The organism is Micromonospora sp. CNZ285, from assembly GCF_004637285.1.
The window spans coordinates 6,743,237-6,755,108 of sequence record NZ_SPQD01000001.1; the positions used below are offsets into that span (position 1 = coordinate 6,743,237).

Annotated in this window: 8 protein-coding genes; 3 read left to right on the plus strand and 5 right to left on the minus strand. The window is 73.7% G+C overall.

The genetic code is table 11. The features are described 5' to 3' along the window. Positions 1-286: 286 nt before the first annotated feature. The 3 genes from CLT75_RS31270 to CLT75_RS31280 form a co-directional block, all read right to left on the minus strand. Positions 287-1,900, minus strand: a complete 1,614-nt coding sequence (locus CLT75_RS31270; protein WP_135243676.1) for a metallophosphoesterase family protein — start codon at positions 1,898-1,900, stop codon at positions 287-289. A gap of 53 nt (positions 1,901-1,953) precedes the next feature. Then, complete coding sequence (locus tag CLT75_RS31275) at positions 1,954-3,129, minus strand: PQQ-dependent sugar dehydrogenase (RefSeq protein WP_135243677.1); 1,176 nt, start codon at positions 3,127-3,129, stop codon at positions 1,954-1,956. Positions 3,130-3,214: 85 nt separating this feature from the next. Further along, on the minus strand, positions 3,215-5,020 hold the full coding sequence (locus CLT75_RS31280; RefSeq protein ID WP_135243678.1) for a SpoIIE family protein phosphatase: 1,806 nt from the start codon (positions 5,018-5,020) through the stop codon (positions 3,215-3,217). Between the two features lie 143 nt (positions 5,021-5,163). Between CLT75_RS31280 and CLT75_RS31285 the strand changes: the two genes are divergently transcribed. Continuing rightward, complete coding sequence (locus tag CLT75_RS31285) at positions 5,164-6,090, plus strand: 2-hydroxyacid dehydrogenase (protein WP_135243679.1); 927 nt, start codon at positions 5,164-5,166, stop codon at positions 6,088-6,090. On the opposite strand, the gene CLT75_RS31290 is transcribed toward CLT75_RS31285, so the two are convergent. Further along, on the minus strand, positions 6,084-6,467 hold the full coding sequence (locus CLT75_RS31290) for a PH domain-containing protein (protein WP_167796989.1): 384 nt from the start codon (positions 6,465-6,467) through the stop codon (positions 6,084-6,086). The genes CLT75_RS31285 and CLT75_RS31290 overlap by 7 nt on opposite strands. Before the next feature lie 403 nt (positions 6,468-6,870). Here CLT75_RS31290 and CLT75_RS31295 point away from each other — a divergent pair, with 403 nt between their 5' ends. After that, positions 6,871-9,132, plus strand: a complete 2,262-nt coding sequence (locus CLT75_RS31295; protein WP_135244200.1) for a bifunctional diguanylate cyclase/phosphodiesterase — start codon at positions 6,871-6,873, stop codon at positions 9,130-9,132. Between the two features lie 11 nt (positions 9,133-9,143). Here CLT75_RS31295 and CLT75_RS31300 read toward each other — a convergent pair whose 3' ends face one another. Next, positions 9,144-10,169, minus strand: coding sequence for a LacI family DNA-binding transcriptional regulator (locus CLT75_RS31300; RefSeq protein ID WP_135243681.1), 1,026 nt, complete (start codon positions 10,167-10,169; stop codon positions 9,144-9,146). A 349-nt stretch (positions 10,170-10,518) separates the two neighbouring features. On the opposite strand from CLT75_RS31300, the gene CLT75_RS31305 reads away from it, so the two are divergent. Then, the gene (locus CLT75_RS31305) at positions 10,519-11,802 is read left to right on the plus strand and encodes an extracellular solute-binding protein (protein WP_135243682.1); all 1,284 of its coding nucleotides are present in this window, start codon (positions 10,519-10,521) and stop codon (positions 11,800-11,802) included. Positions 11,803-11,872 lie beyond the last annotated feature (70 nt).

Here is an 11,872-nt window from a genome sequence, read left to right on the forward strand (position 1 = left end):
TTGCGGGGAGTAACCGCCTCCGGCGGCACCGGGGATCACCCCTCGGCCCCTTTGCTCTGCAGCCATATCCGCATCACTGCCCTGAACTGGGGCGTAGTGGAACGCGCGCCGCTCTGCACCCACCCAGGCGGTTACTCTCGGTGCCTGCTGCGCCGATGGGTGCAGAGCAAAGTCGGCGGCAGGGCATCCCCGGGCCGGACGGGATTCGTGACGCCGAGTGACCGAATGTTGCTGCGGCCGAGCGCCGGACTGACCGCGAGGGGAGGCGGCGAGTAAAGCGGGGCGGTCAGCTCGTGGGGGTGGGGCTCAGCGTGGTCGTACCCGGTGACGGCGACTCCGACGGGCCGCGGGTCGGGGTCGGGGTGACCGGGACCTGGTCGCCCTTGGCCGGGTCGCGGATGACGTGCCGCTCCAGGTTGACCTGCGACTGTCCGGTGCCGCCCACGGTGATGTCGTCGTACGCCTGGAGCAGCTTCTGCTGGTCGAAGTAGAGCACCGTCATGGTCAGCGGGGTCGGCTTCTCGCCCTCCAGGCCGCGCAGCCCGGCCCCGCCGGTGGAGCCCTGCACCATCAGCGTGGTCGGCTGCTTGCCCTCCACCTGCGGCAGCTTCGACACCTGCCGGGAGTGGGTGTGCCCGGAGAGCACCAGCGGGCAGGTGCCGGAGAGCGGGCCGGCCGAGGCGGGGTCGTGGATGAGCGCGATGTCGACCTTGCGGGGCGACTTCCCGATCGTGGCGGCGAGCTGTTCACCGGCGCCGATCACCTGGTCGGCGACGGCCGAGGTGAGACCGCTGCCGGCCGGCGAGGTCTCCTTGTCCGGGGTGAAACGGGGGTCGCCGATGCCGGCGATGGTCAGCCCGCCCACCGTCGTGACCGAGTTGTTCAGCACGATCGCGTTCGGCTGCTGCGCCACCGCGGCGGCGGTGCGCGGCGAGTCGTGGTTGCCGCGGATGAACACGTACGGCTTCTTGAGCAGGCCGATCGAGCCGACGAACGAGGCCTCCGGCTCGCTGCCCCAGTCGGTCATGTCGCCGGTGTCGACCACCACGTCGATGCCGAACTGCTCGACCACGGTACGGATCAGCTGCCAGCCGGTCGGGTTGAGGTGGATGTCCGACACGTGCAGCACCCGGGTGGTGCCGGGCGACGGCTGCACCACCGGCAGCGCCGAGACTGTGGTGTAGAGCTTGCTGACGTTGCCGACCAACCGCTGGAGCTGCTCGGCGTACTTGGTGTAGTCGTTGGCGATCCGCCGCGCGTCACCAACGATCGCCGGCGCGTTGACCAGCAGGCCCTCGTACCGCGGCTCCTCGATCGCCTGCGGGCGCAGCGTGCTCGCGGCCACCCCGAGGCTGCCGGCGGTCACCACCAGCGCCAGACCGCCGGCCCACGCGGTGCGCCGGACGTCCCGGAAGACGAGCGCGGCCAGCAGCAGCGTGGCCAGCACGGCCGAGGCGAGCGTACGCAGCCCGAGCCGCATCACGCCGTCGCGGACGTCCTGGACGGCGGACTGGCTGGCCCGGCTGATGCTGGCCGGGTCGTCGATGAGCGCCTCGGTGCGCCCCTGGTCCAGCGAGCCCACCTCGACGGTGAGGTACGCCGGGCCGTCGTGGCTGTCCAGCAGCAGCGCGCCCAGCGGCGGGATGTCGACGGTGGTGCCGCCGGACAGCGACGGGCTGAGCTTCAGTTCGGCCCGGAACGGGCCGATGTCGGTGCCGACGTGGCCGCCCGCGTACGTGCCGATCACGATGCCGCCGAGCGTGACCGCGAGCAGAGCCAGCACGACACCCAGCCGGCGCAGCCGGTGGCCGGGCCGCCACGCCGTCAGGCGGCGGGCGCGCCCGCGCTCCGGAGACGTCTCGTCCCCGGTGCGGTGCTGTTCGTTCTCGTGGCCGTCCATGCTGAGATTCTGACCTGCCCCTTGCGCGATCTTGACAAACCCGCCCGGCCGGATCAGCTCCGGCCGGCACCCCCGTCGGCGAAGACGAGCCGCAGGAGGCGGTCGTCCTCGGCGGTGGGCGTACCCCGCCCGTCCCGGTTCGACGTGCTCACCCACAGCGAGCCGTCCGGCGCCGCCGCGACGGCCCGTAGCCGACCGTACCGGCCGTTGAGCAGGTCGCGCGGCTGACCGAGGACTGTGCCGTTACCGGCCAGCTCCACCAGCCAGAGCCGCTGGCCGCGCAGGCAGGCGGCCACGAGCAGACGGTCCGCGGCAGCCAGGCCGGAACAGGAGGCGTCACCGGTGGGCCACTGCGTGATCGGGTTCACGTAGCGCCTGTCGTCGCCGCGCCCCTCGACCCGCGGCCACCCGTAGTTGCCGCCCTTGTTGATCTGGTTGATCTCGTCCCAGGTGTTCTGGCCGAACTCGACCGCGTACATCTTCTTGTCCGGCGTCCAGGCGAAGCCCTGGACGTTGCGGTGACCTGTCGACCAGACCGGCGACCCGGCGGTGGGGTTGCCCGGCGCCGGCTTGCCGTCCGGGGTGATCCGCAGGATCTTGCCGCCGAAGCTCTTGGCGTCCTGGGCGTTCTCGGTGCGCCCGGCGTCGCCGGTGCTCGCGTAGAGGTGGCCGTCCGGGCCGAAGCCCAGCCCGCCGCCGTTGTGCGTGCCGGACTTCGGGATGCCGGTCAGGATCGGCTTCGGCGCCTGCCCGAGCTGCATCTTCGCGATCCGGTTGTCGTCCTCGGCCGTGTAGTAGACGAAGACCGTGCGGTCGTTGGCGTACGCGGGGGAGACCGCGATGCCGAGCAGGCCGCCCTCGCCGCCGGCGGCCACGTCCGGCACGGTCTGCACCGGCCGCACGGCCAGCCCGTCCGGGCCGGACTCCGGGCCGACCTGGAGGATCCGCCCCTTGTCCCGCTCGGTCACCAGGGCGCCGCCGTCGGGCAGGAACGCGATGCCCCACGGCACCTCCAGGCCCTTGGCCAGCACGGTGGCGACCACCTGCTGGCCGGCCCCGCCGGGGCTCGCGCTGCCGGACGGTGTGGGCAGGTTGGGCGGGGCGCCGGCCGGGTCCGGCTCGGGCTCGCCGAGGGCGCAGCCGGCGGTGCCCAGCAGCAGCGCCGCGCAGGACGCCGCCAGCGCCGTCCGGAGACGGCTGACACGGGGGTACGCAAGACGCGGGCTCACCCGCCCCAGCCTAGCCGGGCGGACCGGCGAACCGGGCGCGTCGCCGCACCCCCTGCCCGCCTCCGGCCGTTCGGAGGAGTACGGGTCAGCCGGCCCGCAGCGCGAGCAGGGCGACGTCGTCCTCGCGCCGGTGCGCGGCGGCGAGCAGCCGGTCGCAGAGCAGGTCCAGCGGTACGCCCGGCCCGCCGGCGTCGAGGTGGGCGAGCAACTCGGCCTGTCCCTCGTCGATCGGCTGGTCCCGGCGCTCGATCAGCCCGTCGGTGTGCAGCAGCAGCGTGTCGCCCGATGCCAGGGTCAGCGTCCGGCCGGCACGCCGGGGCGGCCGGGCCAGCCCGAGAAGCGGCCCGCGGCCGTCGGCCACCGAGACCGTGCCGTCGGCCCGCACCAGCAACGGCGGCGGATGCCCCGCGTTGCACCAGAAGACCGTCAGCCCGCTGGCGGCCGGGCGCACCCGGGCCAGCACGGCGGTCGCGACGGTGGGCACCCGAAGCCCGCCCATGGCCCGGTCGAGGTGGGCCACCAGATCCTCCACCGGGTCGTTACGCCCGTACGCGTTGCCGCGCACCAGGTTGCGCAACTGGCCCATGGTGGCCGCCGCCTCGATGTCGTGCCCGGCGACGTCGCCGATCGCGGCGATCAACTCGCCGTCGGGCTGGACGAACGCGTCGTACCAGTCGCCGCCCACCTCCACCCGGTCGGCGGCCGGCAGGTAGCGGGCGGCCAGCTCGATCCCCGGCACGGCCGGCAGGGTCGGCAGCATGCTGTGCTGGAGCACCTCGGCGACGTGGCGCTGCTCGCCGTAGAGGCGGCTGTTGCCGACCGCCTGTCCGGCGCGTACCCCGATGTCCTGCGCGGTGCGCAGGTCGCTCGGGTCGAAACCGCGCCGCCCCTGGCGGTTGACGAGCGTGACCGCCCCGATCACCCGGTCCCCGGCGGCGGTGATCGGCACGGTCAGGTGGGAGCCGATGCCGAGCCGCGCGGCGAGCGGCACCAGCTCCGGGCGCGTCGTGCCGCGCGCCACGTCGTCCAGGTCGGCCACGGCGCGCACCGCCGGCCGCCCGGTACGCAGCACCGACCGGATCTGCGACTCCGCGCTGAGCCCTGTGGTCAGCAACTCGGCGAAGCGGGCCAGGTCGGCCGCACGCTCGGCGTCCCGGTGCACGCCGCTGACGGTGCGCGGCCGGCCTGCCGGGTCGACGAGCGTGATCAGGCACCAGTCGGCGAGCAGCGGCACCATCGAGTGCCCGAGCCGGTCCACGGCGGTGGCCACGTCGAGCGTGCCGCCGAGCATCTCGCTCATCCCGGCCAGCATGGCGAGCCGGTCGTGCGCCTCCTCGGCGCGGCGGCGGGCCTGCTCGGCGCCGCGGAGCGCGATGCGCAGCCGCAACTCCGAGGAGCACGCGGCGGCCAGGTCGGCGAGCGTCCGCAGCTGCTCCTTGGTCCAGGCCCGGGGCTTGCTGTCGATCGCGCAGAGCGAACCCAGCACCCGCCCCTCCAGGTCGGTCAGCGGCATGCCCGCGTACGCCACCACGCCCAGGTCCTCGATGGCCAGGTTGAGGCGTACGCGCGGGTAGAGGCGGGCGTCGGGCAGCACCAGCGGCATCTCGATGTCGACGACGTGCTGGCAGAACGAGTGGGTCAGCGGCGTCTCCCGGCGGGCCGCCCACGGCTCCGGCAGCCCGGTCGCGCCGGGGAAGAACTGACGGTCCGCGTCCACCAGGGAGACGAGCGCGACGGGTACGTCCAGCAGGTCGCCGACCAGCCGCGCGAACCTGTCGAACGCCTCGTCCGGTACGGCGTCGAGTCGCGTCTCGTCGAGTGAGCGCAACCGGTCGGGATCGGCGAGCGCCGGAATCGGCACGGACACCCGTCCCCGGCCGTCCTCGCTCATCGCCACCGCCCTCAGCAAGTGGAACACCCGACCGGCATCCCGTTCTCGGTTATACCCCGCCGGACCGCCACTCCATTCCCGGCGCGGTGTTCGTCACGGGTCACGCCGCGCCGGCCGGTCCGGGGCCGATATCGTCGGCGGTCGTGAAGGTATGGATCCCGCACCCCGAAGGCCGCCGGCTGCTCGGCGAGCCACCGCCCGGCGTCACCGTGGAGGTGCTGGACGACCCGCACCGGCTCCCGTCGTCCCCGTCCGGGGTGCGGTTCTGGGTGCCGCCGTTCCTGTCCGGTCCGGACGCCGGCGCGCTCCTCGCCGAGCTGCCCGACGTCGAGGTGGTGCAACTGCTCTCCGCCGGAGCGGACGCCTGGGTGGGACGGATGCCCGACGGCGTGACGCTCTGCGACGCCCGGGGCGTGCACGACTCGCCCACCGCCGAATGGGTGGTCGCCGCGATCCTCGCCTCGTTGCGCGGATTCGCGCCGCTGGCCCGGGCGCAGGCGCGGCGCGAGTGGGCGTACGACGAGGTGGCGCCCACCGACGAGCTGGCCGGCAAGCGGGTGCTCATCGTCGGCGCCGGCTCGATCGGCACCGCGGTCCGCGACCGGCTCGCCCCGTTCGAGGTGAGCTTCACGCTCGTGGCCCGTACGCCGCGCCCCGACCAGGGCGTGCACGGGGTGGACGAGCTGCCCGCGCTGCTGCCGGAGGCGGACGTGGTGGTGCTCCTGGTACCGCTGACCGAGCAGACCCGGGGCATGGTCGACGAGCGTTTCCTCGCCGCGATGCCGGACGGCGCGCTGCTCGTCAACGCCGCCCGGGGTCCGGTTGCCCGTACCTCGGCGCTGGTGGCCGAGCTGACCTCGGGCCGCCTGCGCGCGGCGATGGACGTCACCGACCCGGAGCCGCTGCCCGCCGAGCATCCCCTGTGGGAGCTGCCGAACGTGCTGCTCACCCCGCACGTCGCCGGCTCGGTACGTGGGCTGCTGCCCCGCGCGTACCGCCTGGTGGGCGAGCAGTTGCGCCGGTATGTGGCAGGGGAGGAGCTGACGAACCGGGTGGTCGACGGCTACTGATCGCCGTCGGCGTCCGGTAGTTCCTGCCCGGTGACGGCGATCAGCCGGGGCAGTTCGGTGGCGCGTACCGCCGGCAGCATCACCACCTCGCCGTCGTCGAGCCGGGCCATCGCCCGGCCGCGGGAATCACCGGCGAGTTCGGCTACCCGGTTCCACGGCACCCGGCGCTGCCCGACGAGCGCCCGCAGCCGCAGCTCCCGGACGTCGGCGTCGGTGCCGGCCCGCCACGCCCAGACCGCGACGGCGAGCGGTACGAGCAGCACCCACAGCAGCCACCAGCGGGCGGAGGCCAGGGGCAGCGCGCCGATGAAGGCGACGATCGCGGCGACCAGGATGGCCTGGTTGTGACGGAAACGGACGGTATCGGCGCGGCTCACCCCCCGATGATCCCATCCGGCCAGCTCACCCCACCCCGCGGGCGTCCCCACCCCACCCGACCGCCCCGAGATCTTGGTACGGCTCCGCCCTTCCCGGGGCGGTTCGGTGCCAAGATCTCGTGCCGGGACACGCAGCGGCGTCGATCTTGAACGGGATCCGTCGCGGCGACGTCTATTGATGTGACGGACGTCACTGGTGCGGTGACGTCACCGGACGCTTCCGGGATCGTTTCTAGGCATGGCCGCAGCGGTCCCCGCCGATGCGTCCCGCCCCGCCCCGACCCCGCACGTCGTACCGCGTACCGCAACCGCACCGCCCCCGTGCCCCCTCACGAAGGCGACCGCCGTGCCCGTCCCCCCTCCCGCCGCTCCCCGCCGGCGATCAGTCCTGCCCGATGTCGCCGTGTCGCTCACCGGCGCGGCCTTCCTCCTCGCCGGTGTCGCCGGTGTCCTGCCCGGCCCCGCCGCGGCCGCACTCGCCGTCGCCGGCGGCTTCGCCCTCGCCTGCGTCCGGCTCGCCTGGCTGGCCGGACCCGGACCGCAGCAGCCCGGACCGCAGCAGGTGGTCACGTTCCGGTGCCACGCGGGCGAGACCACTGACACCGCCCTGGCGCACGGCGCAACGACGACCGGGCGGCGGGCGCGACGCGCTGCCCTGTCCCGTCGGGTCGCCGCCATCCTCGACAGCGCCGTCCTGGTCGCCGGGCTCACCGTCGCGGTGCTGCCGCTGAGCGACGCCGCCCACCGGCTGCCGGTCGCGCTGGCCGGGTTGTGCCTCACCGGTGCGCTGCACGTGACGGCCCTGCTGCGCCTGCCCGGCCGCTCGCGGCTGTCCGGCCCGGAGCTGGTGCGCCGTACCGTCGACGTGCTCGCACTCGGCGTCAGCCTGGTCTTCGCGGGCTGGATGCTGCTGCCGGGCGGCCCGGTCCCGGCCGTCGCCGGGGTCGTCGCGGCTGGTGGTGCGGTGGTGCTCGCCGTGCTCGCGGTGGCGGCCGTCGCCGAACGTCGCCGCCGGCCGGGCGCCGCTCGCTGCCACGCCGGGGCGGCGCTGACGCTCGGCGGGCTGACGCTCCTCGTGGTGCTGCTGGCCTACGGCGCGCCGGACCGGGCGCTGCCGCTCGTCGCGGCGCCGCTGGTGGCGGGGGCGCTGCTCACCGCCGCCGGCGCCCGGCGTACCTCCGGGGGTGAACGACCGGGCCGGGACGTGGCGCCTGCCGCGTGGCCGCGCCTCACCGCGCCGGCCGGGATCGCCGCGCTGGCCGCCGGGGTCCACCTGATGACGGCGGGGGAGTTCAGCACCGCCGCGATGGCCCTGGGCCTGGCCGTCATTCCGCCGATCATGGTGGGTGAGCTGCTCGCCGCCGCCGACCAACGGCGCCGGGTGCAACGGCTCGCGGCGCGCGAGGCGTGGTTGCGGCGGCGGCTCGGACCGGACTCCCGGGCGGCCGAACCCGTGCCGCTGACGCGCGCCGAACTGGTCCGGGCGATGGCGGAACGCAGTGGCGGCGCGCTGCTCGTCGTCGACCTGCACGGTACGGGTGGCGCGGTGCCGGAAGGGCCCATGCTCACCGAGGCCGCACGCCGGTTGCGAGCGGGCGCCGAGACGCAGGATCTGGTCGCCCGGCTCGGCGACACCGAGTACGCGGTCCTCACCGATCGAGGGCCGGTGCTCGCGTACGCGCTCGGTCTGCGGCTGCTGGCGGCGCTGGCCGAGCCGTACCCCCGGCCCGGAGGTCTCGCCCGGTTGAGGGTGAGCGTCGGGCTGGCCGAGACCAGCGGCGGCGATCCGGAGGACGTGCTGCGGCAGGCGGACCTGGCCCGCCGCCGGGCGGTGCAGCTCGGCCGGGACCGGGTCGAGTGGTACGACGCCTACCTGGAGGAGCAGCTGGTCCGCCGCCTGGATCTGGAGCGGGAGCTGCCCGGCGCGGTGGCGCGCGGTGAGCTGGACCTGGTCTACCAGCCGGTGGTGGCGCTCGCCGACCGGATGCCTGTGGGTACGGAGGCGCTGCTGCGCTGGCGCAGCCCGGCGCTGGGCACCGTGCTCCCGGCCGAGCTGCTGCCGGTGGCGGCCGACCTCGACCTGACCGGCGAGATCGGGCGGTGGGTGCTGGACCGGGCCTGCCGGCAGCTCGCCGCGTGGTCGGAGGGCGGCCGCGAGCTGTGGATGGCGGTCAACGTGACACCGCGCGAGCTGGCCGCGCCGGACTTCGTGGCGCGTACCGCTACCGCGCTGGCCGCGTACGACGTGGTGCCGGAACGGCTGGTGGTGGAGGTGGCCGAGCCGGTGGTGGGCGCGGAGCTGTCCACAGTGGTGGCCCGGCTGGCAGGTCTGCGGTCGATCGGCGTGCGGATCGCACTCGACGACTTCCGGGCCGAGCACGCCTCGCTCGCGCAGCTCCGCCGGCTGCCGATCGACCTGCTCAAGGTGGGCCCGCACCTGGTCGGCCCAGGCGGGGACGGGCAGCGTCCGCTGATCGACGTGGTGGCGAACCTGGCCGACCGGCTCGGCGTGGAGCTGGTGGTCGAGGAGCTGGAGTCGGAGGTCCAGGTAGCGGGCGCGCGCCGGTCCGGCTGCCGGTACGGCCAGGGCTTCGCGCTGGCCCGCCCGGCGACCGCCGAGCGGGTCGAGGCGTGGTTCGAGGAGTACCCGTCCACGGCCCGGTGAGCTGAACCGGTTCAGCGAGCCGTCGTACGAGGTGGGGCGGTGCTGCCGCGCGGCGTGAGGTGCGCCGTCTCGTCCTGCACGACGGCGGCCGGCTCGCCCGCGATGACGGCCAGGAGCTGGCGGGCGGCGTGCGCGCCGTACGCCGGGATGTCCCGGCCCAGCGCGGTGAGCGGCGGGTGCACCAGCCGGCAGAGCGGAGAGTCGTCCCAGGCCACGATGGACAGGTCGCCCGGCACGGTGAGGCCCATCTCCTGGGCCACCGAGAGCCCGGCGATCGCCATCACGTCGTTGTCGTAGATCACCGCGGTGGGGCGGCCGGCGGAGCTGAGCAGCCGCCGGGTGGCCCGCGCGCCCTCCTCGCCGGTGTAGTCGGACCAGACGGTGGTCGCCTCGTCCAGCCCGAGCCGCCGGCACACCCCGGTGAACGCTTCGGTGCGGATCTCGGTGTGCAGCAGCGAGGGCAGCCCGCCGACCCGGGCGATGCGCCGGTGGCCGAGCGCGACCAGGTACTCCACCGTCTCGACGAGGGCCGCCGCGTCGTCGGCCCAGACGCTCGCCAGGCCGCCGGTGTGCCCGGGCCCGCCGATCACCACCGCCGGCAGTTGCAGTTCCTCCAGCGCCGGCACGCGCCGGTCGTCGGTACGCAGGTCGCAGACGAGCACGCCGTCCACCCGGCGTTCGGCCCACCACCGCCGGTAGACGGCGATCTCGGCCTCCTGGTCGCTGACCACCTGGAGCGTGAGCGCGTACGAGCGGGCCGACAGCTCGGCCTCGACGCCGCTGATCAGCTCCATGAAGAACGGCTCGATGCCGAGTATCCGGGCGGGGCGGCACAGCGCCAGCCCGACCGCCTTGGCGGTGGCGCCGGACAACGCGCGGGCAGCGCTGCTCGGACGGAACCCGATCTCGGCGGCGATGGCGAGGATCCGCTGCCGGGTCGCCTCGGAGACACCGGGCTGGCCGTTGAGCGCGTACGACACCGCGCCCTTGGAGACCCCGGCGCGCCGGGCGACGTCGGCGATGGTCGGCCGCTTCACCGAAGCGTTCCTCCACTGTGTCCGGCCCTCGCGGGCGCTTCCGGTCGCCGGATCACCGGCGTCTGGTGACGCTACTGCACGCGGTGCCGGGTCCGGGTGCCGCCGGCGGCGCCGGTCGACGGCATCCGGTGGCAGTCGCTTGTGCGGTTCAGCTTAGATCGCCGACCCGCCGACGATCGTCACCAGCGCCCCGGATCTCGGTCGTGACCGGCGGCGAGGTTACCGGACCGGCACATCGGTAACCGACCGTTGACAGTGATGAATGGGAACCGTACGGTGGCGTCACTTATCCGGTTCAGTCAACGTCTCTCGATATTCGGGAGCGTTCCCATTCGGCGCGGAGGATGAGATGAGACGGTCCTGGACGCACCTGGCGCGGGTGGCCGCCGTCGGTGCCGTCAGCCTGGTCATGATCGCCGCCTGCAGCGGCAGGAGCACCACCGGCGGCTCGGACTCGGCCGGTGGCCAGGTCACGCTGAAAATCAACTTCTGGGGCGACTTCGGGCTCCAGGATCTGAAGGCCAAGTACGAGGCCGAGCACCCGAACGTCAAGATCCAGCTCAACTCGGGCGAGTACAACGCCCAGCACGAGGACCTGCAGAAGAAGCTCGTCGCCGGCAACGGCGCGCCGGACATCGCGGCGATCGACGAGGGCTTCATGGTCCAGTTCCGCAGCCAGTCCGACAAGTTCGTCAACCTCCTCGACAAGGGCGCCGGCTCGTACGAGAGCAAGTACCTGCCCTGGAAGTGGAAGCAGTCGCTGTCGGCGGACGGCAAGACGCAGATCGGCCTCGGCACCGACGTCGGCGGCCTGGCCATGTGCTACCGCACCGACCTGTTCAAGGCCGCCGGCCTGCCCACCGAACGCGACCAGGTGTCAGCGCTCTGGCCCACCTGGGACAGGTTCATCGAGGTCGGCCAGCAATACACCGCCAAGACCAAGAAGAAGTTCATCGACGCCGGCACCAACCTGTTCAACCCGATCCTCGGCCAGCAGCCGGTCGGCTTCTACGACGAGCAGGACCAGCTCCGGATGGGGCAGGGCCCGAAGGTCGCGTTCGACTACACGGTCAAGGCGGTCGGCGCCGGGCTGTCGGCCAACCTGGTCAGCTTCCAGGCCGACTGGGACAAGGGCTTCACCAGCGGCGCGTTCGCGGTGCTCGCCTGCCCGGCCTGGATGCTCGGCCACATCAAGGACACCGCGCCCGGCACCGAGGGCAAGTGGGACATCGCCGCGGTACCGGGTGGCGGCGGCAACTGGGGCGGCTCGTTCCTGACGCTGCCGAAGCAGGGCAAGAACGTCGACGAGGCGTACAAGCTGCTGACCTGGCTGGTCGCGCCGGAGCAGCAGATCGAGATCTTCAAGAAGGTCGGGAACCTGCCGTCGCAGCCGGCGCTCTACACCGACCCGGCGATCGCCGACTTCAAGAACCCGTTCTTCAACGACGCCCCGGTCGGCCAGATCTTCCCGAAGATGGCGCAGGGTCTCACCCCGCAGTACCTGGGTCGGAAGAACGGCCCGACCCGGGTGGCGGTGGAGAACGTGATCCGGCGGGTGGAGAACAAGTCGCTCAAGTCCGACGCCGCCTGGAACGAGGCGGTCAAGGAGGCCGAGAAGGCCGCCAAGTCCTGACGTGTCACAGGTGACGGGGCGGCCCGGTCCGCCCCGTCACCGTCCGATCTCCCGGCCCTGGAGTGAACAG